Genomic DNA, 24,539 nt, shown 5'->3' on the forward strand with positions numbered 1-24,539 from the left:
TCGCTAGCTGGCCCAGTCCCGCAGCTTGTCCTGGTCCCAGGTGTTGATGACGCGGTCGGGGGTCACACCGCAGTCCTCGGCGCGCTCGCAGCCGTACACCTGCCAGTCGAGCTGGCCGGGCGCGTGCGCGTCGGTGTCGATGGAGAACATGCAGTCCATCTCGACCGCGAGCGACAGCAACCGCTTGGGCGGGTCCAGCCGCTCTGGGCGGGAGTTGATCTCGACGGCGGTTCCGAACTGACGGCACGCCTCGAACACGATCTCCGCGTCGAAGTCCGACTCAGGCCGGGTACCGCGGCCGCCGGTGATCAGGCGGCCGGTGCAGTGGCCGAGGATGTCGACGTGCGGGTTCGCGATCGCCCGGACCATTCGCTCGGTCATCGGCTCGGCCGCCATCCGCAGTTTCGAGTGGACGCTGGCGACGACCAGGTCGAGCCGGGCCAGGATCTCGGTGTCACAGTCGAGCGAACCGTCCTCGAGGATGTCGACCTCGATGCCGTTCAGGATGGTGAAGCCGTCCAGCTCGTCGGCCAGCTTCTTGTTCAGCTCGGCGACCACCTCGAGCTGCTGCATCCGGCGTTCGCGTGACAGCCCGTTGGCGACGGTGAGCCGGGCCGAGTGGTCGGTCAGCGCCATGTACTTGTGCCCGAGACTGTGCGCCGTACGCGCCATCTCCTCGATCGGGCTGCCACCGTCGGACCACTCCGAGTGCAGGTGCAGATCCGCCTTGAGCTCCGTGCGCATCGCCGTACCAGCGGTGGTGAGAGCGCCCGCGGCCTCCTCGAGTTTGACCAGGTACGACGGCGTGCTGCCGTCCATCGCCTCGAGGATGACGGCCTCGGTCTTCGGCCCGATCCCGGGCAGCTCGGTCAGCGTCCCGGCCCGGCGGCGGGCCCGAACCTCGGCCGCCGGCAAGGCCGCGATCGTGTCGGCAGCTCGCCGGTACGCCTTCACCCGATGTGTCGGCTGCTGGTCGCGCTCCAGGTAGTACCCGATCGCCCGCAGCGCCGCCACCGCATCCGCCACACCTTGCTTGTCCGTCATCACCCCATGATGGCAGCGCGGACCGCCAGGCCATCACAAATGGGCGATCGGGAGTCGCCCGGGCGAGAAGGTGGCCGGGGTCCGCGATTGTGATGGCCTGGCGGTCCGCGGCTCCGGTTATGGTCGACACGTGGCGAAGGCGTCGAAGGGGCATCTCGCGCGGGCGGAACGCTTGCAGGGCGCGACTGGCGCGCTGGCCACCGCCGCGATGGCCGCGATGGACGAGAAGCTGCCCTGGTTCGGCAAGCTGTCCGCGCAGGACCGGTCCTGGATCGGGTTGGTCGCGCAGTCCGGCATCACCGCGTTCGTCGACTGGTTCCGCGACCCCGAGGAACACTCGTCGATGCCGATCCGGATGTTCGGTTCCGCGCCGCGCGAGTTCACCCGGGTCATCTCGCTGCACCAGACCGTCGACCTGCTCCGGACCACGATCGAGATGATCGAGAACACCATCGGCGACCTGCTCCCGCCCGAGGACGTGCCGGTGGTCCGCGAGGCGATGCAGCGCTACGCCCGCGAGGTCGCGTTCGCCGCGGCCACTGTCTACGCGCAGGCCGCCGAGATGCGCGGCGCCTGGGACGCCCGGCTCGAGGCCCTGGTCGTCGACTCGGTGATCCGCGGCGAGGCCGACGAGTCGGTCCGCTCCCGCGCCTCCGCCCTCGGCTGGACCGGAGCCGGTACGACGGGATCCGGGGAGGTGACCGTGGTCGTCGGCCGGGCGCCCGAATCGGAGCCCGGCAGCGCCAACGTGGCCGACGTGGTCCGGCACGCGGCCCGGGAGGCCGGTGCTGACGCTCTGTGTGCGATGCAGGGCGACCGGCTGGTGGTAGTACTCGGTGGTACGAGCAAACCTGTCGAGATCGTACAAAACCTCGCTCAGTGGTTCGGACCCGGTCCGATCGTTGTCGGACCGGTGGTGAAAGACCTGATGGCGGCCGTCACGTCCGCTCGCGCGGCCATCGCCGGACTCCGCGCGGCACCCGCGTGGCCGGCGGCTCCACGACCGGTCCAGGCCGACGAGCTGCTGCCGGAACGATCACTCTCCGGAGACGGCCACGCGCGTCGCCAACTCGCCTCTGACGTCTATGGCCCGCTCACAATAGGCGGTGGCGTGCTACTCGACACCGTGTCGGCGTACCTCGACTCGGGCGGATCGATCGAGGCGACGGCTCGGGCGATGTTCATCCACGCCAATACTGTCCGGTATCGACTGAAGCGTGTGGGCGAGATCACGGGCTACTCGCCACTGAACCCCCGAGACGCTTTCACACTCCGTGTCGCACTGGCCTTGGGCCGCCTGCTCAACCCCGAGCCGGGTAGCTCCGTTTTGTAGGATTCCTACAAAGTCGGCCCGGTAGAATTCGTGCGGCATTCCAGCCCACGGACGGCCCGGCTCAGGGAGAGTTGTCACGTGCTCGTCATCGTCGCGCCCGGTCAGGGTGCCCAGACCCCAGGATTCCTCGAGCCGTGGCTGGAAGATCCCGCGTTCGAGAGCCGGCTGAACTGGCTCTCCGCGGTGGCCGGCTTCGACCTCGCCAACTACGGCACCAAGGCCGACGCCGACACGATCCGGGACACCGCGATCGCGCAACCGCTGCTGGTCGCGTCCAGCATGCTGGCCGCGCTGGCGGTGTTCCCGCACCCGTCCGACGCGCTCAGCAAGGTTGGCGCCGTCGCCGGGCACAGTGTCGGTGAGATCGCGGCCGCGGCCGGCACCGGCGTGCTCAGCGCCGAGCAGGCGATGGTGCTGGTCCGCGAGCGTGGCAAGGCGATGGCCGCCGCCTCAGCGCTGACCGCCACCTCGATGACCGCCGTCCTCGGTGGCGACCGGGACGAGATCCTGGCCAAGCTGGCCGAGTACGGCCTGACCGCGGCGAACGACAACGGACCCGGCCAGATCGTCGCCGCCGGCACGGTCGAGGAGCTGGCCGCGCTGGCCGCCGACCCGCCGGCCAAGGCCCGGCTGATCCCGCTGTCCGTGGCCGGTGCGTTCCACACCAAGCACATGGAGCCCGCGGTCCAGACGCTGGCGAAGTACGCGACCGCGATCAGCACCCACGACCCGCGGACCCGGCTGATCTCGAACCGCGACGGCCAGGTCGTGCACGACGGCCAGGAGGTCCTGAGCCGGCTCGTCAGCCAGGTCAACTCCCCGGTCCGCTGGGACCTGTGCATGGAGACGATGGCCGACCTGCAGGTGACCGGCATCCTCGAGCTGCCGCCGGCCGGCACACTGACCGGGATCGCGCGGCGCGCCCTCAAGGGCGTCGAGACGTTCGCACTGAAGACTCCGGATCAGCTCGACGACGCCCGTGCGTTCGCCGAGAAGCACGGCAGCCCGTCCGAGATCGACGCGTCGCCGACCTGGCGGTTGCTGGTCGCGCCGATGAAGGGCACGTTCACCCGCGAGGCCCAGGTCCGGCGCGAGCCGGGCGACACGGTCGAAGCCGGAGAGGTTGTCGCCCAGGTGAAGAGCCTGCGCGACGAGCTCGACGTCAAGGCACCGCACGGCGGCATCGTCGTCGAGTGGCTGGTCGAGGAGGGTGACCCGGTCTCCCCCGGACAGCCCCTGGTCCGTCTGCACCCCAACGGAACGAACTGATGACTCAGTCCAGGCCGGGAGGCCCCATGACCGCGATCACCGCTCAGACAGGTACGCCGTACGCCGGTGTTCTCGGCATCGGGTCGTATCGCCCGCGCCGGGTCGTGCCGAACTCGGAGATCCTGGAGCACATCGACTCCAGTGACGAGTGGATCCAGACCCGGTCCGGGATCAAGGAGCGGCGCTGGGCCGAGGAGGACGAGACCGTCCTGATGATGTCGGTGAACGCCGCGAAGGACGCGCTGGCCGACGCCGGGATCGAGCCGGCTCAGATCGGCTGCGTCATCGTCTCCACCGTGACGCACCTCTACCAGACCCCTGCGATCGCGACCCGGGTCGCGGTCGAGGTCGGCGCCCCGACCGCGGCCGCGTTCGACATCTCCGCCGCCTGTGCGGGCTTCTGTTACGGCGTCGCGATGGCCAATGACTTGGTCCGCGGCGGCAGCGCGAAGTACGTGCTGGCGATCGGCGTCGAGCGGCTGAGCGACCTGACCGACCGAGCCGACCGCAGTACGGCGTTCATCTTCGCCGACGGAGCCGGTGCCGCGGTGGTCGGGCCGGCCGACGAGCCGGGGATCGGCCCGGTCGTGTGGGGTTCCGACGGGACCCAGCACGAGGTGATCAGCCAGGAGGAGTCGTGGCAGGAGGCGGTCAGCAGTTCCAACTGGCCGCACCTGCAGATGGACGGCAACCCGGTGTTCCGGTGGGCGTCCTTCGAGATGGCGAAGACCGCGCAGCAGGCGCTCGACGTGGCCGGCGTCAAGGCCGAGGACCTCGACCTGTTCGTGCCGCACCAGGCGAACATGCGGATCACCGACGCGATGCGGCGGACGCTGAAACTGCCCGAGCAGGTCAAGGTGGCGCGCGACATCGAGCGGCAGGGCAACACCTCGGCCGCGTCGATCCCGCTCGCGATCACCGCGATGCGCGAGTCCGGCGAGGCGAAGAGCGGCGACCTCGCGCTCATCATCGGCTTCGGCGCCGGATTGGTGTACGCCGCCCAGGTCATCCGGCTGCCGTAGTACTCGTCCATAGTTGTCCGGGCCGGCTCAGGTGGCCGGCCCGGCTGAAGTAAGCCAGAGAAACTCCGAAAGGGAAACCAAGAACATGGCCAGCACCGAAGAGATCCGTTCCAACCTCGCCGAGATCGTGAACGAGATCGCCGGCATCCCGGTCGAGGACGTCCAGCTGGACAAGTCCTTCACCGACGACCTCGACGTCGACTCGCTCTCCATGGTGGAGGTCGTGGTGGCCGCCGAGGAGAAGTTCGACGTGAAGATCCCCGACGACGAGGTGAAGAACCTGAAGACCGTCGGCGACGCGGTCGCGTTCATCGAGCGCGCCCAGAACGGCTGACCAAGCCCTGCTTTGTGCTGGCCGGTGCTCATCGGACCCCCGGTCCGGTGAGCACCAACACACCCCTCGTTGACCGATCCCCGAACTTTGAAGGATGAGGTAACCATGTCGAAGACCCGAGTCGTCATCACCGGGCTCGGAGCCACGACCCCGCTCGGGGGTGATGTCTCCAGCACCTGGGAAGGGCTGCTGGCCGGCCGCTCCGGCGCGCGACGGCTGACCGACGAGTGGGTGGAGAACCTGGCGGTCCAGATCGCCGCCCCGGCCGCGGTCGAGCCGACCGAGGTGATCGAGCGCGTGAAGGCCCGCCGGCTCGACCGGAACGCGCAGCTCGCCGTCGTCGCCGCTCGCGAGGCCTGGGCCGACGCCGGCCTGGAGGACTCCGGGCTGGACAAGGAGCGGCTCGGTGTCGCCTGCGCCTCCGGCATCGGCGGTCTGCACACCACGCTGGCCAACTACGACGCGCTGAAGACCAACCCGCGCCGGGTGTCGCCGCTGGCGATCCCGATGCTGATGCCGAACTCGTCCGCCGCGTACGTCAGCCTGGAGTTCGGCGCCAAGGCCGGCGTCCACACCCCGGTCTCGGCCTGTGCCTCCGGCAACGAGGCGATCGCGCTGGGCCTGGACCAGATCCGGCTCGGCCGCGCGGACGTCGTACTGGCCGGTGGGACCGAAGGCGCGATCATGGCGCTGCCGCTGGCGGCGTTCGGGCAGATGATGGCGCTGAGCAAGCGCAACGATGAGCCCGAGAAGGCGTCGCGGCCGTGGGACGTGGACCGGGACGGGTTCCTGCTCGGTGAGGGCGCCGGCATCCTGGTGCTGGAGTCGTACGAGCACGCCAAGGCGCGGGGCGCGAAGATCTACGCCGAGCTCGCCGGCGCGGGTATCTCCGCCGACGGCCACGACATCGCACAGCCCGACCCGACCGGTTCCGGCGCGCGCCGGGCGATGGAGCGGGCTCTGGTCGAGGGCGACCTGGTCCCGGCCGACATTCGCCACATCAACGCGCACGCCACCTCGACCCCGCAGGGCGACATCGCGGAGTCGCTGGCGATCCGGCTGGCGCTCGGCAAGGACGCGGACAACGCGATCGCGACCGCGCCGAAGTCGATGATCGGTCACCTGCTCGGCGCGGCCGGCGCGGTCGAGTCGATTGCGACCGTCCTGGCGCTGCACCACCGGGTGTCGCCACCCACCATCAACCTGGACAAGCTCGACGACCAGATCGAGCTGGACGTCGCGACGGAGCAGCGCAAGCTGGCCGACGGGGACATCGCGGCGCTGAACAACTCGTTCGGCTTCGGCGGTCACAACGCCGCCATCGCCTTCAAAACGATCTGAACCGTAAACGATCTGACCGTAAAACGGGCTGACCGTTCGAGGGTCCAGGGCCGCATCCCGGTCCTGGACCGCAGTTTCCTTCTCACCCCCGGAGACGCCATGACCACCGCAGCTCCACAGAAGCCCGCCAAGCTAGCGCGCGAGGAGGACCCCCGGAACCCGGTCGCCCGACTGACGCACCTGCTGGACCCGGGCAGCCTGGAGCTGATCACGCCGGACACCTTGTGCGGGATGCTCGCGGCGCGCGGCACGATCGCGGGCGCTCCGGTGATCGCGTTCTGCTCCGACGCCACGGTGATGGGCGGCGCGATGGGCGACGAGGGCTGCGACGTGGTGGTCAAGGCCTATGAGGTGGCGCGACGGGAGGAGCTGCCGATCATCGGCCTGTGGCACTCCGGCGGTGCCCGGCTGGCCGAGGGCGTGCTCAGCCTGCACGCGGTCGGCAAGATCTTCTACGCGATGACACAGGCGTCGGGGAAGATCCCGCAGATCTCTGTGGTGCTCGGCCCGGCCGCGGGTGGCGCGGCGTACGGCCCGGCGCTGACCGACATCGTCATCCTCGGCCCGGAGGGACGGATCTTCGTCACCGGTCCGGACGTCGTCCGCTCGGTCACCGGTGAGGACGTCGACATGCTGCGCCTCGGCGGTCCCGAGCCGCACGGACGACGGTCCGGCGTCGTCCACATCACCACCGACACCGAGGCTGCGGCGATCGAGCAGGCGCGCCGGCTGGCGGATCTGTTCGCGAACCAGGGGTCGGTGTCGGGCGACGTACCGGACACCGATCTGTCCGGGTTGCTGCCGGAGTCGGCCAAGCGTGCGTACGACGTCCATCCGCTGGTCGGAGGGGTGCTCGACGAGGACTCCTCCGTCGAACTGCACCAGCGATGGGCACCGAACATCGTCACCACGCTCGGCCGGCTCGGTGGGCGGACCGTCGGCGTGATCGCCAACAACCCGCTGCGGTTGGGCGGTTGTCTCGACGCTCTCTCGGCCGAGAAGGCGTCGCGGTTCGTGCGGATGTGCGACGCGTTCGGCGTCCCGCTCGTGGTCCTGGTCGACGTACCCGGGTATCTGCCCGGTGTCGGTCAGGAGTGGGATGGCGTCGTACGGCGTGGGGCGAAGTTGCTGCACGCTTTTGCGGAGAGCGTCGTACCGCGGGTGACGTTGGTGACCCGGAAGACGTACGGCGGGGCCTACATCGCGATGAACGCCCGGTCGCTCGGCGCTACCCGGGTCTTCGCCTGGCCGCGAGCCGAGGTGGCCGTGATGGGCGCGGTGGCCGCGATCCGGGTGCTGCACCGGCGCAAGCTCGCCGAGGTCGATCCGGAGTTGCGCCCCCAGGTCGAGGCGGAATTGGCCGCCGAACACGAGAAGATTGCGGGTGGCATCGAACGCGCCCGCGAGATCGGCGTCGTCGACGAGGTGGTCGACCCCGCCAAGACCCGCTCCGCCCTGGCCGCCGCCATCGCCGAAGCCGACACCGGCCGCCGCGGCCAGCACGGCAACATCCCGCTCTGATCAGGACCGCGCAGCCATCGAGTCGCCTGAATCTGGGATCGCGACACGATGGTGATGTGGTTGACACGGCGAGGTTACTGGTGTTGGTGGGGTCGGTGGTGCAAGATGTACGCAGTGTTCTGTCGGGTGCCTTGTGGTGCCGGGTGGGAGGCTGGTTCCGCTGGGATCGACACGGATGTTCGAGAACGCTGGGGAAGGCGCCCCTCGAGCACAGGAGGTCCCGGTGGCGACAACTCGTGGCGTTCTCTACGTCCACACGGTGCCGTCAGCGTTGTGCCCGCATGTCGAGTGGGCCGCGGGCGGCGTACTTGGCGTGCCCGTGAAACTGGACTGGACGCCTCAGCCGGCGGCCCAGGGCACCTATCGGGCCGAGCTGTCGTGGCAGGCCGAGGCCGGCACCGCGGCGAAGCTGGCATCCGCGCTGCGCGGGTGGCAGAAGCTCCGGTTCGAGGTGACCGAGGAGCCGAGCAACGGTGTCGAGGGTGAGCGGTACTCGTTCACGCCCGAGCTCGGGGTCTTCCACGCGACCACCGGCGTGCACGGCGACATCATGGTGCCGGAGGAGCGGCTGAAGGCGGCGATGCTCAAGGCTGCCAGCGGCGAGGCGGATTTGACCGAGGAGGTCGAGCGGCTGCTCGGCCGGCCATGGGACGACGAGCTCGAACCGTTCCGGTACGCCGGTGACGGCGCGCCGGTGCGGTGGCTCCACCAGGTCGTCTGAGGCTCTCACGGATGGGGCGAACCTGAGAACTTCTGAAGAAAGCCGAGAAAGGTACGGACTTCGCCGAACTTTTGGACAAGACTCAGCATCAGACATCTCACTAGGGTGGGAGGGGCCGTGGCCGCTGGGCCACCGGGTGTCGGGACACCCCCGGTTGTCGCAAACAGCGGCCGCACCACGTGAAGGGCGCGGATCTTCGGATCCGCGCCCTTCGTGCGTCTACGCAGAGGACCTGGGGACCAGGCGATGAAGACGCCGTCCAGGTCGGGTACTTCGCCAGCAGTTCCTCCATCGCGCGGCTGCCGCCGTCCTCACTGAAGTCGCCGACGCCGAAGCCTGAGACGCACGACCTGAAGACGCACGGGGCCTGAGACGCACGAACGCCCCCGCGATCACTCGCGCGGGCGTCGGGCGTTCACCGGACCAGTCGGGCGTTCACCGGATCAGGGGAAGCGGGACGCGAGAGCGATACAGGCCCCCGCGGCCGCCAAGGTGAAGAGCATCGCGATCCCGGCGAAGCGGGCGGTGACTTCCTTGTCCACCTCGTCGTACCCGACCGAGGAGCCGATGTCCTTGTAGACGTCCTCGAGCTCACCGGCCGACTCGGCCGTGTAGGCCTCGCCGCCGCTGACCTCGGCGACGCTGCGCAGCTCGGCGCGGTCCGGTGGCACCCGCTGGCGGATGCCGTCCATCTCGATGAAGCCGGAGTCGGTGCCGAAGCAGATCGTGTAGACCGGCGTGTTCTTCGCCTTGGCGGCCTGCGCGCCTTCCTGCGCGGTCCGGCCGACCGTCCGCTTACCGTCGGACAGCAGCACGATGCGCGCCGGGGCCGGGTCGTTCGGGTGGTCCGGGTCCGGCGGGACCTGGGTGAGCGCCTGCAGCGAGGTGAAGATGCCCTCACCGGTCGCGGTCGACTCGGCCAGCTCCAGCCCGTCGACCGAGCGCAGCACGGTGGCCCGGTCGGTGGTCGGCGGCACGATGATGGACGCCGTACCGGCGAAGTTGACCAGCGCCACGTTGAACTTGGACGGCAACTGGTTGATGAAGTTCTTCGCCGACTTCTTCGCCGCTTCCAGCCGGTTCGGCTCGATGTCGGTCGCCATCATCGACAGTGACACGTCGATCGCGACCACGATGGTGGCCCGCTCGCGCGGCACCTTGACCTGGTCCTTGGGCTGCGCGAACGCCACGATGCACGAGACCGCCGCCAGCAGCGCGAGGACGACGGCCAGATGCCGCCGCCACTGCGGACGCCGCGGCGCGACCCGGTCGAGCAGCGCGATGTTGGTGAAGCGGAGGGCGTACTGCGCCCGGCGGTGCTGCAGGAAGATGTAGCCGGCGACCACCACCGGGATGATCAGCAGGAACCACAACCGCCCGGGAGACAGGAACTCCATCAGCGAGACACTCCCTTCGGCGGTTGGTGCAGGCGGGGCGCCACTCGCCGGTACGCGAGCACGAACCGCACGGTGTCGGCGACCCAGTCACGGTCGGTCCTCAGTACCAGGTGCCCCGCACCTACCCTACGCAACGCGGTCCTGGTTCGTTCCCGTTGCGCCAGAGCGGCCGCCGCGAACGCCTCGCGGACCTTGCGCCGCCGGGTGTCGATCTCCCGGACCGCGCCGGTCTCGGGGTCACCGATCATGACCACGCCGATATTCGGCAGTTCCAGCTCGCGCGGATCGACGATCTCGACCGCGAGCACCTGGTGCTGCGCGGTGAGCTTGCGCATCGCCCGCTCCCAGGACGGCTCCATCCGGCTGTCGACCTCGCCGTCCTCCGGGGTGAGGAAGTCGGACACGATCACCCGCAGCCCGCGCTTGCGCTGGGTCCGGGCCATCGATTCCAGCGCCGCCGCCAGATCACTGCGGTGCGCCTCCTGGTCTCCGCTGACCTGCTCGGCCAGCAGCGCCCGCAGCAGCCCGTACAGGGCCAGCCGCCCGGACCGTGCCGGCCAGCGCCGCAGCGCCGAGTCGCGCAGCATCAGCCCGCCGAACCGGTCCCCCAGCCGGTGGGTCAGGAACCCGACCGTGGCGACCGCTGCCACGGCAAGCTCGCGCTTCTCCAGCTGCGACGTACCGAAGTCCATCGAGGCGGACAGGTCGACCAGGGCCCACGTCTCCAGCTCACGGTCCGCAATCAGGTCCCGCACGTGCGGAACCGTCGTACGCGCCGTCACCGCCCAGTCCATCCGCCGTACGTCGTCCCCGACCTGGTACTCGCGGGCCTCGGCCAGCTCGGTGCCGGGACCAGGCAGCAGCCCCAGGTGCTCACCGTGCAGATAGCCCTCCAGCCGCCGTACGACGGTCAGCTCGAGCCGCCGGAGTGCACGCTCGGGAGCGAGCTGCGAGATCGTCATCGCAGCCCGCGGGTCCGGTCGGTTGGGCATCTAGTGTCCCGGCTTCGGGGTTGCTTGAGTGATTTCGGTGTCCAGGTGCGTGCATCGCGGTGCTGAGCGAGCGTCCTCAATGCGGAGCATCGTGGATGCTCGAGCAGTGCCGTGAAGTACGTGCATGGGCGCCGAAAGCGCCAAGCAACCCCGGAGCCGGGACACTATACAAACTCCGGACGGCCGGAGCCGTCGGTGCCGTCGCGCCAGACCGGCTGCGGCGGCGGGACGGTGGCGAGGATCCGCTCGATCACCGCGCGCGGGTCGATGTTGTCCGCGACCGCGTCGAAGGTGAGGCCGAGGCGGTGGCCCATCACGTCCAGCGCGACGGTCTGCACGTCACTCGGCAGCAGGTAGTCGCGGCCGTGGATCAGCGCGAGCGCCCGGCCGGCCGCGATCATGCCGAGGGTGGCCCGCGGGCTGACGCCGAGCTCGATGATCGGCTCCAGGTCGGGCAGGTGGAAGTCGGCCGGCGTCCGCGTCGCCATCACCAGGCGGACGGCGTACTCCGCGACCAGGTTGTGGACGAAGACCTGCTCGGCCGACCGCTGCAGCTCCAGGATGGTCTCCGGCTTGAGCACCTGCCGCGGCTCCGGCGGATCGACGCTCATCCGGCGCAGGATCTCGAACTCCTCGTGCCCGCGCGGGTGCGGTACGTCGATCTTGACCAGGAACCGGTCGCGCTGCGCCTCCGGCAGCGGGTAGACGCCCTCGGACTCGATCGGGTTCTGGGTGGCGATCACGATGAACGGCTTCGGCATCGGGAAGGTCTGGCCGCCGATCGACACCTGCCGCTCGGCCATCAGCTCCAGCATCGCCGACTGCACCTTGGCCGGGGCCCGGTTCACCTCGTCGGCGAGGACGAAGTTCACGAACGTCGGGCCGAGCTCGATGTCGAACGCCTCCCGGGTCTGCCGGTAGATCCGGGTACCGACGATGTCGGACGGGACCAGGTCAGGAGTGAACTGGATCCGGGCGAACGTACCGCCGACCACTGACGCGAAGGTCCGGACGGCGAGCGTCTTGGCGACACCGGGGACGCCCTCGAGCAGACAGTGACCCTTCGCGAGCAGCGAGACCATCAGAGTCTCGACCATGTGCTCCTGGCCGACGATCACCCGCTTGACCTCGCTGATGGCTTCGCCGATCAGCCGGGACTGCTGGGCCACCGATCCAGCCGGCACAGTGGTTTCGGTCATGCCTGTCCTTCCGGGGTCCACGCTCGGACCTTTGTCAACGCCGCGCCGTCTTCCGGCGCACTCACAACACCGGCCATTCCATCAGATCCCCGGGTCCCCCGGGCGCACGGCCCACCAGGTCCATCCCTATCCTCCCCATCCGCTCAAATCCGCACTCCCCCGGCGGCCTGTCGTCACTGGGGGTGTCTGATGGTTCCGCGCCGTAGCGAGCAGGTGCTCCGTGCGGTGCATCGGCGTGCTGGAGCGGGAGGTCTCGATGCGGAGCATCGTGGCCTTCGCGCCAGTGCGCTGAGGTGCCGTGCGTAGTGCCGCGCAGCAGGCGGGGAACCATCAGACACCCCCACGGCCGGTGAGCATCGCCCGGTCCGGAATCCGGGTGTGGCGACAGTGCTACCAGGGATGTGGTGGGATTGGGGGTGATGACTGCGACGGAATCACACACCGAGGTGCGGCCGGCGGATGCGCCGGAGGAGACCCCTGCCCGGTTGATTCCGGAGGCGCTGCCGCTGATGCCGGAGGATCCGCCCCGGGTGGGCGAGTTCTGGCTGCGCGGCCGGCTCGGCGCGAACGCGGCCGGTTACCTGTACACCGCCGCCGACGAGCACGGCCGGGAGGCCGTGGTCGCGATGATGACCGAGGGCTCGGCCGACGACGCCGCGGCGCGGGACCGGTTCGTGACCGCGGTCGACGAGGTGCCGGGCGACGCCGTCCTGGCGCACAACGACTCCGACGACGACGATCTGGCGCTGTGGGTCGCGATCGGGCCGATCCGGGCCGACGACGGGACCAGCGCGGCCGCGGACGAGCGGCTGATCGCGGAGCGTCGCGGTGAGGACGTACTGTCCGCGGTCCTGATGGACCGGATCCCGCACACCGGCCGGTTCCGCGGCCCGGACTTCCTGCACTACTGGGAGGGCCGCCGGCGGCCTGGACTATTCCGGATCTGGCCGCTGCCGTGGCCGAACTCACTCCGGGCGGCGTCGCGGTGGGCGCTGATCCTGTCCCTGATCACGATGGCGATCATCATGGCGCTGGCGGTGTTCCTCGCCTGGCTGCTGTTCCGCAATGCCGAGCCGCTGGAACCGGAGCCGGTCATCCCGACCCCGACCGGTACGGCGACGGTCACGGTCACCCCGACCACACCGCCGCCGAACACCGGGTCACCGTCCGGCTCACCGTCGACCGGCCCCAGCCCGACTCCGGTGCCTACGACCGGCATCCCGACCGGCGTCCCCAGCTCCCCGGGCTCCCCCGGCACCGGCGATCCCGGCGACAAGTTCTAGGTCGTCCGCTCGGGGACTGATCTAGGTCGTCTGTTCCCCGGGTGCGGCTGAGGCTCAGCAGGCCGATCAGGCTGATCACGGCCCAGCTCCCTTCGAGCAGCAGGAAGCCCCACGACGACTCGACCGCGGCGATCACGGCGAGCACAGCGGAGCCGACCAGGTTGAGGAGTTGGTACGACGCGGTGCGCTGCCGCAGCCATCCGGCCTGGGCGGCCGCGAAGGCGGTCAGGATGGTGAGCGCACCGGCGATCTCGACGAGGTCGATTGCATGCATCGGAGTGCCCCTCCAGGGGCGGGCGCCGTCTTGTCGTGGACCGGGTACGACGCCAACTCGTCCGGGAAGCCGTAGAACACGGCTCCTCCCTTCAGGTTACCAACTTGAGCAACTCCGGATCGCGCCAGAGCGTGGACGGCACCGGCTGCCGGACCAGTGCCGCGTCGGCCCGGATCTCGGCCGGGCTGGCGGCCGCGATGAGCACCGAGGTGACCGCGGAATGCCTGCTGGGAAAGGCGAGTGCGGCCTGCGGCAGCGAAACGCCGTACCGCTCGCAGACCGCCGAGATCCGCCGCGCGCGGATCGTCGCCGGGTCGCTCGACTGCTCGGTCTGCAGCACCTGCGGGGTGAGGATGCCGGACACGATCACCGACACCCCACGCGCCAGGCATCGATCGAGCAGCGGCGTCGCGGACTGGTCGAGCAACGAGTACTGCCCGGCCAGCAGGACCGCGTCCAACTCGACGTCGCGAACGATCCGGTCGAGCACCCGCCAGTCGTTGCACGCGACACCGATCGCCTTGATCACACCGTCGCGCCGAAGGTCGTTCAGGACCGAGTACGCCGCTTCGTCCTGATCCCGGATGAACACCAGATCGACGGCCAGCCCGAGCCGGTCCATACTCGACCGCACCGAGTCCCGCGCGTCCGCGCCGGCCACCTTGGTCGACAGCAGGAACTCACTCCTGGGCCGCCGCTGCAACGCCGTACCGAGGCGTTCCTCGGAGACGCCGTACGCCGGGGAGGTGTCGAAGAACCGGATGCCGGCCTGGTACGCCGCGTCGATCGTGGCGATCGCCTGCGCATCCCCGTCCGGACCCGGTGATTCGCCGAGTCGCGAACCACCGAGCCCGAACCGGGGTGGCCTGAAGTTGCGCGCCGAGACCGGCGCGAGCGCGTGACTGGGAGCGGCCATCGCACTGTCACCTCGCCTGGTCGGGTTGCTACCAGGATCGGGGTTGCGCGACGAGTTCGCATCTCGAAACCGCACGCTCTTTCGTGGCTCAGCGACCCGAGTCGTAGAGCGTCCTCACCTCCGCATCGGTCAGCGCGCGGTCGTACAGGTGGACCTGGTCGACAGTGCCGTCGAGGTAGTCGACCTGGTTGCCGCCGAACTTGGCCCGCCCGATCACCGTGTTCCCGGTCGACGTCGCATCCAGGCTGCACGCGCCCTTCGTGGCGACCAGTTCGCCATCCAGGTAGAGCTTCAGCTCACCCTTCACCACATCGCGTACGCCGGTCAGGTGGTACCACTGACCCGGGTTCGGCTTCGTCGGTGAGAGCGCCCGCAACCCCGGGAAGCTCATCGCGAACCGCTGGTCCTGACCCGAGTACTGCAGGAAGAACGCGCTGTCGCGTTCGCCGTCCTGGCTGACGATGGTCTGGAACGCACCATCGGCCTTGTTCAGCCTCACCCAGGCCGCGGCGGAGTAGTTCCCGTTGGTATCGAGCAGCGCGGCGCCGGTGTCGACGTACTGCCCGGATCCGTTCAGGGCAACGCCTTCTCCGTTCTTGCCCGGGGCAAAGGTTGCCCCGCCCACCAATGTCGCGTCGTTGTTGCCTACAGCATCTTCTGTGGTTCCGTCGAGTGGATAGAAGTGGATGCCGTCGGCACCTGGTGTGCCGGGTCCTGGGTCCGGATCGCCGGTCCCGGTGCCGTCCGCGCCGGCGATGATCGCGTTGTTGATGGTCCGGACCTGGGCGAAGTCCATCTTCGGGACCTGGCGGTCGTAGGTGAAGAAGCCGTTCAGCTCGCCCTCGACATCGGTGATCTGGGTGTAGACCGAACCGCTGATACCGCAGGTGTTGGCCGATCGCAGTACGTCGCGCTGGTTCTCGACGTACCGGCGGGTGAGGGTGGCTGAGTCCGGTGTCATCTCGTAGGCGAAGCCGTCGCCGAACCACATGTGATCCGGCGTCTTCAGACCGAAGCCACCGTGCTCGCCGTCCACCGCAGCACGCTCACCTGCGGGTGCCGGTGTCGCCGGGCCGAGGTACGCGTGGTGGTCGATGAGGTCGCCGCGACCCGAGTCACCCTTGGAGTTGCAGCAGTTCATTCCGCTGTGTGCGTTGACCAGGCGGGACGGGTCCTGCGCCTTCACCGAGTCCGCGATCTGCCCGGTCTCGACCCGGTCCCATTCGCCCCAGCCCTCGTTGAACGGCACCCAGACGGTGATCGAGGTGAAGCTCTTGTGTTCCTCGATCAGCTCGTGCAGCTCGGCCTTGAACTGGGTCCGCCACGGCTCGGGCATCGCGTCCGTCTTCGACGACGGCATGTCCTGCCAGACCATCAGGCCGAGCTTGTCGGCCCAGTAGTACCAGCGATCCGGCTCGACCTTGATGTGCTTGCGGACAGTGTTGAAGCCGAGGACCTTGTGCTGTTCCAGATCGAACCGCAGTGCCTCGTCGGTCGGCGCGGTGTTCAGTCCGTCCGGCCAGAAGCCCTGGTCCAGCGTCGACAGGTTGAACAGGATCTTCCCGTTCAGCGCCATCCGGAGCTTGCCGTCGGCACCTTTCAGCATCCCGACCGAGCGCATTCCGGCGTACGAACTGACAGTGTCGACCGTCTTGCCGCGGTCGATCAGCCGGGCCTTCACGTCGTACAGGAACGGGCGGTCCGGGGACCACGTCCTCGGGTTCAGGATCGGCAGCCGGAGCTCGGTATCGGCCTTGCCGCGGACCTGGCCGACCGCGCGACGACCGTCGTACGCCGTGACTTCCACCTCGAGCCCGGACGGGCCGGAGGTGTCGGCGGTGACTCGCAGGTTCTTGCCGGACGGGTGGAAGGCGAGGTGGCGCGGTCCGGCACCGGCCTTTAGTTGCGGCAGCGGTGACACCGAGGAATCCGCGGCGGGTGATTCTCATGCCACCGGGATGCTGATCGAGGACGGGTCGCCGGCCGGCGAGCTGAAGGTGACCGTCTTACCGATCGCGCTGCGGCCGAGGTACCGCGGGTCGACCGTGTCCACCACGAGGACGAGGTGATGGCCGGCAGGCACCTCCCAGCTGGTCGCTTCCAGTCTGAGGTCGATCGGAACAGCCTTGCCGGGTGTCGCACCGCGCAGCGTGAACGGCTTGTGCGAGATGAGCGAGCCGAGACCGAGTGCGTCGACGTCGTACAGATAGGCGAACAGCGACGTATCCGGACCGGATGGCTTGACTGTCAGGTGCAGCTTCGGCGAACCGTTGACGATGGCGCCACTGGGGTAAACCGGGCCGGACCATACACCTGCGAACGACCTGTCCACCAACGGCGTCGCCACACCGGTCGGAATCGACAGAAGCCCTTGCAGAGCGCCGGAAACGAGCGCCACACCGCTGTCCGCGATCGTCGGAACACCGGCCCCGATCCCGCTGCTCCACCCCGTCGATGCCTGCGTCTGGAGCGCGCCGGTCCGCGACAATCCGGTCGGCTTGGTGAGGTACGACGTACGCGATTGACCGACAGCCGCCCAGCTCGGGTATCCCCGCCAGACGCCGCGTTGCGACTTCAGCTGGACCGGCGCTTCATCGTCCGCGCCGTTGTTGGCGCCGGTCAGGTAGTGATGCAGCCAGGCGGCGAGTTCGTCCCAGGTCTCGTTGGGCAGGCCGATCGCGCCGGTCACCTCCGGGGTCGCGTGATCGCCGTGGGCCAGCAGTAGCCGCTTCGGCCCGGTCAGCCGGGTGAAGAAGTCGGTGTACTGCGTCGGCGGGAAGATCGAGTCCTCGAAGGCGTTGGCGAGGAACACAGCTGGCTGGTTGGCGTTGATCCGGTCGACCACGGTCGCCGCGGAGCGGACCGGCGCCAACTGCTCCGCCTCCGCGATCGCCCCGTCGAAGTTGCCGCTGAGGAACTTGGACTGCAGCGACGTCATCTCCGGACCGGGCCGGCCGGTGATGTTGCCGAGGGCAAGCAGGCCGGCGACGGACTGGAGGGCGAGCGTCCCGTTCGGGTCGAGTGAGACGATCAGGTCGGCCCAGCCGCTCATCGCGCCGACCGCCTTGATCCGCGGGTCCTGCGCACTCGCGAGCAGCGAGGTGCCGGCGCCGTACGAGATCCCGACCGCGGCGACCCTGTTGGTGTCGGCCGGCGTGTGCTGGTCCGCCCAGTCGATCACTTCGGTGACGTCGGCGACGGTCGGCGGGCCGGCGATATCGATACCGCCGCCGGTGTCCCAGAAGCCGCGACTCGAGTACGCGATGACCTGGAACCCGGCAGTGGCCAACTTCGTGCCTTGGCCGACATACTCGACGTTCGGCACACCCCAACTGGACGGCATCACGACCAGCGGGAACGGCCCGTCGCCCTGGCCGGTCGGGGTCAGCACGACGGCGCCGATCTCGATCCCACCCGCGCCGGGGATGCGCTGGTACGACGTACTGAACCCGGCCTGATCCGCCTCGGCACCGACGGCCGGACCGATCGTGATCAGGGCAAGGACGACAGCGAGGGCGGCTGCGATTCTGCGCACGGGTGCGACCTCCGGCTCGGGATTACCGGAGGGTAACCGCAAAGTTGCCGGTGTGTCACTACCTCGGCACGGTGAGTGTCGGATCGACTCCGGTCGCCTCGACCGACCAGGCCCACAGCCGCTCGGCCAGTGCCGGGTTCCGCGCGGTGCGGGTCAGCCACGCTGTCGTCGGCGCACCGCGGAACCCCAAGAAACGTGGACCGTAGTAGCCTCCGGGCGGCATGTCCGGGGTGGTCGCGGCGTACAGGCTCGGCCAGGCTCCGGCGGCCGCGGACTGCGCGACCAGCTTGTTGACACCGGCCCACATCCGGACCTCGAACGCTCGCCCGGCCAGCTCCGGCCCGGCCGCCTGGAGGTGCGTGGCCGCGTAACCAGGATGCGCGCCGGCGCTGAGCAGGTCGACCCCGGCAGCCCGCGCGCGGCGGTCGAGCTCGAGCATGAAGAGCACGTTGGCGAGCTTGGACTTCCCGTACGCGACCCACTTCGAGTAGCCCTGCTCCGGCCGCCGGAAGTCGGTGGCATCGATCCCCCGGGCGGTCGTGTGCATGAACGAGCTGACCGTCACCACCCGGCTCGAAGGTGCCTTCAGCAACAAAGGCAGCAGCCGGCCGGTGAGGGCGAAGTGGCCGAGATGATTCGTGCCCAGCTGCAGCTCGAACCCGTCCGCGGTCTGCCGGTACGGCGTTGCCATCACGCCGGCGTTGTTCACCAGGAGATCGAGCTTGTCGTAACTCTTGACGACCTGGTCGGCGGCTTTCTCGACGCTGGTGAGGTCGGCGAGGTCCAGCTCGACGACAGCCGGCTCCCGGCCCGATGCTTGGGTCAGGTCTTGAGCGACCTGCGCAGCCTTCTCCGGATTGCGCGCCCCGATCAGCACGTCGGCGCCGTGTCTGAGCAGTTCGAGCGCCGTCTCGTAGCCGAGTCCGCTGGTGGCTCCAGTGACGAGCGCGCGACGTCCGGTCAGATCGGGGATGTCCGCCGTATTCCAGGTCATGGGGCCTCCCGGCCTGGACTGAGGAGTGGAGGGAGCGAAGCGACTGGAGTGACGAGGGAAGGCCGGGAGTTAAAGCCCCATGACCCGCCGCGCCGGAGGCGTGGCATCAATACAGTCATGCGCCCACAGTAGTCGGGGGCGCACAACCTGGCGTCCGCGTGGATCAGAGGATTTTGCGGGCCTGGAAGGCTTCGGTCACCTTCGCGGCCGTGGCCTTGCCGTAGAGGAGACGGGCCGCCTGCACGGTGACCCGGGCGGCGTCGGCGAACGTGGTGTCCGGCGCGTAGAAGAACGTGCCCTCGAGGATCACCTTGTTGGCCTTGGTCCGGCCGAGCGCCTTGTGGATGTCCCACAGCGCGTTCGACCAGATCTCGCCGTCGTCATGCACCTGGTTGACGATGTCGTCGGTGGTCTTGCCGGTGTCGGTCCGGCGCAGGCAGTGCGGCTCGGTCGTGGTGTACGACGTCGCGTCCCAGTCCATCACGCACGGCAGGTCGAAGTTCCGGCTGACCGGCACCGACATCGTCACGGCCCAGTAGTCGCCGAAGCCCTCACCGATCGCGCCGGCCTGCACCGTCTCGCCGTACCCGGGGACGATGTCGTCCTGGATCGCGTGACCGTACTCGTGCCAGATCACCTCGGCGTCCTCGCCGTCGTCGACCCCGCCCTCGCCCATCGTGATGACGTCCTTCGACGGGTCGTAGAACGAGTTGTCACCCTTGTAGGTGTTGATCTCGAAGTCCTGCGACTCGTTGTTGACCTCGGTGAAGCCGAGGCTGTGGATGTACTCCTGCGTCTGGTTGACCTGGTAGTACGCCATCACCTGCTCGAACCGGTCGTCGTCGCGGTAGTACAGGAACTGGTTGTTCGCGCTCTCCGCCAGCCCACCCTTGGCCTTGACGATGTTCACGTACAGTCCCTCGAGCTTGCCGTTGCCGGCCAGGTTGCGCAGGATCACGTTCTTGTGCGCCGGGAACAGCTCATCGGTGTTCGCGTCGTCCTGGTCCGTCAGCTTCTCGTCCCGCTCACTGACCACCGGGTTCGGGTCGAACACGAGGCCACGGCCGTCGACGTGATCACTGATCACCTTCGACTCGACCACGCTGCCGGACTTCGCGTCGACCAGCGAGCGGGTGACGCCTTGGGCCGACCTGCTGGTGACGTTCCAGACCAGACGCGCGTCCGGACCGCCGATGACAGCCAGCTGCGCGGCACCGGCGGTGGCGGTCGGGGCCGGCGTCACGTCCTTCTCCGGCCCGGCGATCCGGGCCCGGGCGGCGCGGGCACTCACGGCCGCGTTGGCCGACTTGGTCGCCGTTGCCGACGGCACCTTCGCGGTCACATCCAGATTCGCCGGTACGGCGTCGCGCCCGTCGGCGACCTGGACCGCGCCGGACTTGGTCACATGCTTGGCGTAGTACCCGTTGATCACGGGCAGGCCCTTGAAGGTCTGCTGGTACCAGTAGTGCTTGCCGAGCAGTGAGGTCTTGGTCTTGATCAGCTGGAGACCGGCCGGGTTCGCCGCGGAGCTCTCCGGCGCCGCCCCCGCAGCACTGGTGAAGGACAGCCCGATGGCGGCGGTGGCCAGACCGGCGGTGACGACCGCGATCACGCGTTTCGCCATATTTCCCCTCCTAGGTAGACGAGTTGCGTAACGCAACAACTACGATCCGTCGACCCTAGTTGGCCGAGTGCGCCGGTGGGAAGGAAAAGTTCTCGCCGTTCCGCGGGCGCAAGGGAAATCAGCCACCAGCTCTTGAGCCGGCACTTGAGGCTCCGACGCCTGAGCCGCCGGTGCTTGAGGCTCCGGGGCTTGAGCGTCGGGGCTTGAGCCTCCGGTACTTTGGCCGCCGGGCGCTTCAGCCGCCGGCGAGGAGCCGGATGACGTTGGGGAGGACCGAGACGCCGACCTCGGGGTCGATCGCGCGCTGGACGCCGAGGCCGACGCCCAGGCTGAGCAACGCGGTGGCACAGTCGGCGGCCGGCATCGGCAGCGTGATGCCGAACTCCTTCGCGTGCTCCTCGAGCAGCCCGGTGACCGCGTCCCGGATGTACGCGTTCCGCTTCGCGAGTTCCCGTCGTACGACGTCGTCCTGGCGCGCGCGGGTGGCGAACTCGACCTCGAAAACGGTCCACGCCTGGTCGCCGATGGTCGCCTCGGCCCAGCGCTGGAAAGACTGGAGCATCGCCTCGAGCGTCGTGGCGCCTTCCAGCGCGGCCGCCATCCGGTGCGCCTGGTCGGCCCGGATCGCGTCCACCACAGCCAGGCAGAGCTCGTCCTTGTTGCGGAAGTTCGAGTAGACCGCGCCCTTGGAATAGCCGGCCTCGTCCGCGACCTTCTCCAGAGACGTGGCGCCGTACCCGTCTCGCAGGAACAGTTCGGTCGCGGTCGCCACCAGCGTCTCGCGGGTCCGCGCCTGGCTCTCCGCCCGCGTCATCCTCGGCATGGTCCGACTCTAGTGCCTACGGTATTGGCATCCTCTTGGTATTCGGATACCGTCAGTCTCTGGATTTCGGAGGTGCTCATGGATGTAGTCGTAGTCGGCGCCGGTGCGTCGGGGATCGGGGCGGCGATCCGCCTGCTGCAGGCCGGGATCACCGACTTCACGGTGCTGGAGAAGTCGTCGGAGCTCGGCGGGACGTGGCGCGACAACACCTACCCCGGGTGTGCGTGCGACGTACCGTCCGCGCTGTACTCGTACTCGTTCGCGCCGAACCCTTCGTGGACCCGCGCATTCGCCGGGCAGTCGGAGATCCGCTCGTATCTGTCGGACACCGCTGCTCGGTACGGCGTCACGCCGTACATCCGCTGTGGAGTCGAGATGCTGCGGGCGCAGTGGGACGGGGCCGCGCAGCGGTGGTTGCTCGAGACGAGCGACGGGCCGTTGGAGGCGCGTGTGCTGATCACGGCGACCGGGCCGTGGCACCAGCCGCTGATCCCGTCGATCCCGGGTGCGTTTGATGGACCTGTCTTTCACTCGTCGCGGTGGGACCACTCGATCGACTTGAGTGGTCTTCGGGTGGCCGTGGTGGGGAGTGGCGCTTCGGCGGTGCAGTTCGTACCGGCGATCCAGGAGCTGGTCTCGTCACTGCATCTCTTTCAGCGGACCGCTCAGTGGGTGTTGCCGAAGCCGGATCATCATGTGCCGGGTGTTGAGCGGTGGGTGTTCCGACGGTTTCCGATGGTGCAGCGGTTGTTGCGGCGGCTCGAGTACCTGGGGATGGAGGCTCTCGGGCTCGGGTTCCGGCATCCGTGGATCATGCGGGCGGTGCAGCAGGTGGGGCTGTTGCATCTTCGCCGTTCGGTGCAGTCGGCATCGTTGCGTGCGGCACTCACTCCGTCGTACACCCTTGGATGCAAGCGACTGCTGATGTCGAACACGTACTACCCAGCGCTTGCCCAGAGCAACGTCTCCGTGCATCCGACTGCGGTCGCATCGTTCGACGGTCGCCGGGTGATCGGGGCCGATGGCACCGAGGCGCTTGTCGATGTGGTCATCCTCGGCACCGGTTTCCGGATCCTCGACTTGCCGGTGGCAACGAAGGTGTACGGCGCCGACGGGCGCTCGCTGGCCGATCACTGGCAGGGCAGTCCGCGGGCGAATCTGGGGACCGCGGTGGCCGGGTTCCCGAATCTGTTCAACCTGCTCGGGCCGAATCTCGGGACCGGGCACACGTCCGCCTTCATGATCCTGGAGGCGCAACTCGACCACGTGCTGGGCGCTGTTTCGTCGTTGCTGGATCACGGCTGGTCGAGCCTTGACGTACGTCCTGAAGTGCAGGCGTCATTCGTCGCGGAGGTCCAGGAGGCCTTGCGCGGGACCGTCTACGAGACGGGCGGGTGCGCGAGTTACTACCACGACGTGAACGGCCGGAACAGCTTCAGCTGGCCCTGGTCCAGCGGCCGCCTCAGAACACGCGTCGCCCACTTCGATGCCTCCGCCTACACCATCTCGGCCCCCTTGGAGGTCGTCCGATGAAACCCATCGACCTGTCCCACGCAGTCGTCGTCATCACCGGCGGAGCCCAAGGAATCGGCCTCGCCACAGCCCAAGCCTTCGCCACCACCGGCGCCACTGTCTACACCGGCGACCTATCCCCCCACCCCACCACCCCCACACCCTCCGACGCCGCCAGCGCTCCCACCGACCACCCCCACACACCGACACCCCACGCACTCTCCCAGTCCGCAGCCGGTCCTGATCCCGACGCCATCTCCCCCGACAGCGTCGGCGGCGCCGGTCGGATCCATGGGCCTTGGGTGCTGGATGTCACCTGCCGGGAGTCGTTCGCGTCTTTTGTTGACAATGTGATTGCCGACGCCGGGCGCATCGACGTACTGGTGAACAACGCCGGCGTGATGCCGCTCGGCTGGTTCCTGGACGAACCCGACGCGCTCAGCCGGACCACGCTCGACGTGAACGTCTGGGGCCTGATCCACGGTATGCGCCTGGTCCTGCCCGGCATGATTGCCCGCGGCAACGGCCATGTGGTGAACATCGCCTCGATGGCCGGCAAGATCCCGTTCCTGGGGATGGCGGTCTACAACGCGTCGAAGTACGCCGCGGTCGGCCTCACCGCCGCCGTACGTCGTGAACTCCATGGCACCGGCGTGACCGCGAGCGCCGTACTGCCCAGCGCCGTACGTACCTCCCTCTCCTCCGGTGTCCGCCTCGGCGGCCTACTGCCGACCGCGGACCCGTCCGACGTCGCGGCCGCCGTACTGCGAACCTGCCGGACGCGACAGGCCGAGGTCGCGGTGCCGCGTTGGCTGGGCGGGTGGAAGGTGCTGGACGGGTTGGTGCCGTCGTCGGTGATGGCGCTCGGACGCCGATTGGCCGGCGACGACCGCGGCCTGATTGTCGACAATGCGGCGCGCGCAGCCTACGCGGATCGGCTCACGTCTTTCAGCCGGATGCGAGAGGTTTGACCGGATACTCGCGGAGCACGAGCGAAGTGGTGACCGGACCCAGCCGACCGATCGCGTCGACGACCTGCTCGAGCCGGCCGGCGTCAGGAGTGTGGACGTCGAGCAGGAAACAGTCGTCGCCGGTGAGACGGTAGGTCGCGGTTACCTCGTCGAGTGTGGCGAAGAGCTCGAGCGCGTCGGGGATCCGCGCGTGCGTCGTCCGCACCCGGACGGCGGCGTGGATGTTGAGGCCGATCCGTGCAGGATCGACGACAGCGCGGTAGCCGGTGATCACGCCGGACCGTTCGAGCCGCTGGATCCGTGCCGACACCGCCGGCTGCGACAGATTGACCTTGCGGCCGATGTCCGCGCCGCTGAGCCGTCCGTTCGTCTGCAGGATCGCCAGGATCTCCCGGTCGATGTCGTCCAATGGATTCGTGTTCGATTCGCCCATC

22 protein-coding genes and 1 riboswitch are annotated in these 24,539 nt (G+C 68.8%); of the genes, 10 read left to right on the forward strand and 12 right to left on the reverse strand.

Features of this window, described 5'->3' with window-relative positions; genetic code table 11:
- Positions 1-3 precede the first annotated feature (3 nt).
- Complete coding sequence (locus tag EV652_RS01965) at positions 4-1,044, reverse strand: PHP domain-containing protein (protein WP_132207195.1); 1,041 nt, start codon at positions 1,042-1,044, stop codon at positions 4-6.
- A gap of 130 nt (positions 1,045-1,174) precedes the next feature.
- Between EV652_RS01965 and EV652_RS01970 the strand changes: the two genes are divergently transcribed.
- The 7 genes from EV652_RS01970 to EV652_RS02000 all read left to right on the forward strand — a co-directional run bounded on the left by EV652_RS01970 (position 1,175) and on the right by EV652_RS02000 (position 8,585).
- Positions 1,175-2,377, forward strand: coding sequence for a PucR family transcriptional regulator (locus EV652_RS01970; protein ID WP_132207196.1), 1,203 nt, complete (start codon positions 1,175-1,177; stop codon positions 2,375-2,377).
- 78 nt (positions 2,378-2,455) lie between these two features.
- The gene (locus EV652_RS01975; protein WP_132207197.1) at positions 2,456-3,646 is read left to right on the forward strand and encodes an acyltransferase domain-containing protein; all 1,191 of its coding nucleotides are present in this window, start codon (positions 2,456-2,458) and stop codon (positions 3,644-3,646) included.
- 26 nt (positions 3,647-3,672) lie between these two features.
- A complete protein-coding gene (locus EV652_RS01980; protein WP_132207198.1) occupies positions 3,673-4,668 on the forward strand; it encodes a beta-ketoacyl-ACP synthase III in 996 nt (331 codons plus the stop codon).
- 85 nt (positions 4,669-4,753) lie between these two features.
- A complete protein-coding gene (locus EV652_RS01985) occupies positions 4,754-5,002 on the forward strand; it encodes an acyl carrier protein (RefSeq protein WP_130446978.1) in 249 nt (82 codons plus the stop codon).
- A 105-nt stretch (positions 5,003-5,107) separates the two neighbouring features.
- Positions 5,108-6,343 (forward strand): beta-ketoacyl-ACP synthase II, encoded by a 1,236-nt coding sequence (gene fabF, locus EV652_RS01990; RefSeq protein ID WP_132207199.1) that lies wholly within the window; start codon positions 5,108-5,110, stop codon positions 6,341-6,343.
- A gap of 99 nt (positions 6,344-6,442) precedes the next feature.
- The gene (locus EV652_RS01995) at positions 6,443-7,864 is read left to right on the forward strand and encodes an acyl-CoA carboxylase subunit beta (protein WP_132207200.1); all 1,422 of its coding nucleotides are present in this window, start codon (positions 6,443-6,445) and stop codon (positions 7,862-7,864) included.
- Between the two features lie 223 nt (positions 7,865-8,087).
- Entirely contained in the window at positions 8,088-8,585 is a 498-nt protein-coding gene (locus EV652_RS02000; RefSeq protein ID WP_132207201.1) for a DUF3145 domain-containing protein, read from the forward strand.
- 443 nt (positions 8,586-9,028) lie between these two features.
- Here EV652_RS02000 and EV652_RS02005 read toward each other — a convergent pair whose 3' ends face one another.
- The 3 genes from EV652_RS02005 to EV652_RS02015 all read right to left on the reverse strand — a co-directional run bounded on the left by EV652_RS02005 (position 9,029) and on the right by EV652_RS02015 (position 12,173).
- On the reverse strand, positions 9,029-9,982 hold the full coding sequence (locus EV652_RS02005; RefSeq protein WP_132207202.1) for a VWA domain-containing protein: 954 nt from the start codon (positions 9,980-9,982) through the stop codon (positions 9,029-9,031).
- Positions 9,982-10,974 carry a DUF58 domain-containing protein gene (locus tag EV652_RS02010; RefSeq protein WP_242001496.1) on the reverse strand — a complete coding sequence of 331 codons (993 nt, stop codon included), beginning with the start codon at positions 10,972-10,974 and terminating at the stop codon, positions 9,982-9,984. Before EV652_RS02010 ends, EV652_RS02005 begins: the two co-directional genes overlap by 1 nt.
- Positions 10,975-11,138: 164 nt before the next feature.
- Complete coding sequence (locus EV652_RS02015) at positions 11,139-12,173, reverse strand: AAA family ATPase (RefSeq protein ID WP_132207203.1); 1,035 nt, start codon at positions 12,171-12,173, stop codon at positions 11,139-11,141.
- A gap of 419 nt (positions 12,174-12,592) precedes the next feature.
- Between EV652_RS02015 and EV652_RS02020 the strand changes: the two genes are divergently transcribed.
- Complete coding sequence (locus EV652_RS02020) at positions 12,593-13,456, forward strand: hypothetical protein (protein ID WP_132207204.1); 864 nt, start codon at positions 12,593-12,595, stop codon at positions 13,454-13,456.
- On the opposite strand, the gene EV652_RS02025 is transcribed toward EV652_RS02020, so the two are convergent.
- The 7 genes from EV652_RS02025 to EV652_RS02055 all read right to left on the reverse strand — a co-directional run bounded on the left by EV652_RS02025 (position 13,380) and on the right by EV652_RS02055 (position 21,622).
- Positions 13,380-13,730: a CBU_0592 family membrane protein gene (locus tag EV652_RS02025; protein ID WP_199237958.1), complete on the reverse strand. Its 351-nt coding sequence runs from the start codon at positions 13,728-13,730 to the stop codon at positions 13,380-13,382. The genes EV652_RS02020 and EV652_RS02025 overlap by 77 nt on opposite strands.
- Before the next feature lie 19 nt (positions 13,731-13,749).
- A riboswitch (guanidine-III (ykkC-III) riboswitch) is annotated at positions 13,750-13,818 on the reverse strand.
- A 3-nt stretch (positions 13,819-13,821) separates the two neighbouring features.
- Positions 13,822-14,646, reverse strand: a complete 825-nt coding sequence (locus EV652_RS02030; RefSeq protein WP_132207205.1) for an aldo/keto reductase — start codon at positions 14,644-14,646, stop codon at positions 13,822-13,824.
- 88 nt (positions 14,647-14,734) lie between these two features.
- Complete coding sequence (locus EV652_RS02035; RefSeq protein WP_132207206.1) at positions 14,735-16,567, reverse strand: LamG-like jellyroll fold domain-containing protein; 1,833 nt, start codon at positions 16,565-16,567, stop codon at positions 14,735-14,737.
- Between the two features lie 24 nt (positions 16,568-16,591).
- Positions 16,592-18,181 (reverse strand): CocE/NonD family hydrolase, encoded by a 1,590-nt coding sequence (locus tag EV652_RS02040; protein WP_132207207.1) that lies wholly within the window; start codon positions 18,179-18,181, stop codon positions 16,592-16,594.
- A gap of 58 nt (positions 18,182-18,239) precedes the next feature.
- The gene (locus EV652_RS02045; protein WP_132207208.1) at positions 18,240-19,175 is read right to left on the reverse strand and encodes an oxidoreductase; all 936 of its coding nucleotides are present in this window, start codon (positions 19,173-19,175) and stop codon (positions 18,240-18,242) included.
- A gap of 163 nt (positions 19,176-19,338) precedes the next feature.
- Positions 19,339-20,799 (reverse strand): M4 family metallopeptidase, encoded by a 1,461-nt coding sequence (locus tag EV652_RS02050; RefSeq protein ID WP_132207209.1) that lies wholly within the window; start codon positions 20,797-20,799, stop codon positions 19,339-19,341.
- A gap of 235 nt (positions 20,800-21,034) precedes the next feature.
- The gene (locus EV652_RS02055; RefSeq protein WP_132207210.1) at positions 21,035-21,622 is read right to left on the reverse strand and encodes a TetR/AcrR family transcriptional regulator; all 588 of its coding nucleotides are present in this window, start codon (positions 21,620-21,622) and stop codon (positions 21,035-21,037) included.
- A gap of 78 nt (positions 21,623-21,700) precedes the next feature.
- Here EV652_RS02055 and EV652_RS02060 point away from each other — a divergent pair, with 78 nt between their 5' ends.
- Entirely contained in the window at positions 21,701-23,155 is a 1,455-nt protein-coding gene (locus tag EV652_RS02060; protein ID WP_132207211.1) for a flavin-containing monooxygenase, read from the forward strand.
- A complete protein-coding gene (locus tag EV652_RS02070) occupies positions 23,152-24,105 on the forward strand; it encodes an SDR family oxidoreductase (protein ID WP_206752079.1) in 954 nt (317 codons plus the stop codon). Before EV652_RS02060 ends, EV652_RS02070 begins: the two co-directional genes overlap by 4 nt.
- Here the strand turns inward: EV652_RS02070 and EV652_RS02075 are convergent.
- Complete coding sequence (locus EV652_RS02075; RefSeq protein ID WP_132207212.1) at positions 24,083-24,538, reverse strand: Lrp/AsnC family transcriptional regulator; 456 nt, start codon at positions 24,536-24,538, stop codon at positions 24,083-24,085. The genes EV652_RS02070 and EV652_RS02075 overlap by 23 nt on opposite strands.
- Between the last annotated feature and the right edge of the window lies 1 nt (position 24,539).

It is taken from the genome of Kribbella steppae, assembly GCF_004342025.1.
Lineage (GTDB): Bacteria > Actinomycetota > Actinomycetes > Propionibacteriales > Kribbellaceae > Kribbella > Kribbella steppae.

Excerpts from the sequence above, each read along its gene's own strand:
- EV652_RS02015 (WP_132207203.1), bottom strand. The coding sequence starts at position 12,173 with ATGACCGAAACCACTGTGCCGGCTGGATCGGTGGCCCAGCAGTCCCGG.
- EV652_RS02020 (WP_132207204.1), top strand. The coding sequence starts at position 12,593 with ATGACTGCGACGGAATCACACACCGAGGTGCGGCCGGCGGATGCGCCG.
- EV652_RS01995 (WP_132207200.1), top strand. The coding sequence starts at position 6,443 with ATGACCACCGCAGCTCCACAGAAGCCCGCCAAGCTAGCGCGCGAGGAG.
- EV652_RS01980 (WP_132207198.1), top strand. The coding sequence starts at position 3,673 with ATGACCGCGATCACCGCTCAGACAGGTACGCCGTACGCCGGTGTTCTC.
- EV652_RS02030 (WP_132207205.1), bottom strand. The coding sequence starts at position 14,646 with ATGGCCGCTCCCAGTCACGCGCTCGCGCCGGTCTCGGCGCGCAACTTC.
- EV652_RS02045 (WP_132207208.1), bottom strand. The coding sequence starts at position 19,175 with ATGACCTGGAATACGGCGGACATCCCCGATCTGACCGGACGTCGCGCG.
- EV652_RS02060 (WP_132207211.1), top strand. The coding sequence starts at position 21,701 with ATGGATGTAGTCGTAGTCGGCGCCGGTGCGTCGGGGATCGGGGCGGCG.
- EV652_RS02010 (WP_242001496.1), bottom strand. The coding sequence starts at position 10,974 with ATGCCCAACCGACCGGACCCGCGGGCTGCGATGACGATCTCGCAGCTC.
- EV652_RS02025 (WP_199237958.1), bottom strand. The coding sequence starts at position 13,730 with ATGCATGCAATCGACCTCGTCGAGATCGCCGGTGCGCTCACCATCCTG.
- EV652_RS02075 (WP_132207212.1), bottom strand. The coding sequence starts at position 24,538 with ATGGGCGAATCGAACACGAATCCATTGGACGACATCGACCGGGAGATC.
- EV652_RS02050 (WP_132207209.1), bottom strand. The coding sequence starts at position 20,799 with ATGGCGAAACGCGTGATCGCGGTCGTCACCGCCGGTCTGGCCACCGCC.
- EV652_RS01965 (WP_132207195.1), bottom strand. The coding sequence starts at position 1,044 with ATGACGGACAAGCAAGGTGTGGCGGATGCGGTGGCGGCGCTGCGGGCG.
- EV652_RS02070 (WP_206752079.1), top strand. The coding sequence starts at position 23,152 with ATGAAACCCATCGACCTGTCCCACGCAGTCGTCGTCATCACCGGCGGA.
- EV652_RS01985 (WP_130446978.1), top strand. The coding sequence starts at position 4,754 with ATGGCCAGCACCGAAGAGATCCGTTCCAACCTCGCCGAGATCGTGAAC.
- EV652_RS02055 (WP_132207210.1), bottom strand. The coding sequence starts at position 21,622 with ATGCCGAGGATGACGCGGGCGGAGAGCCAGGCGCGGACCCGCGAGACG.
- fabF (WP_132207199.1), top strand. The coding sequence starts at position 5,108 with ATGTCGAAGACCCGAGTCGTCATCACCGGGCTCGGAGCCACGACCCCG.
- EV652_RS02005 (WP_132207202.1), bottom strand. The coding sequence starts at position 9,982 with ATGGAGTTCCTGTCTCCCGGGCGGTTGTGGTTCCTGCTGATCATCCCG.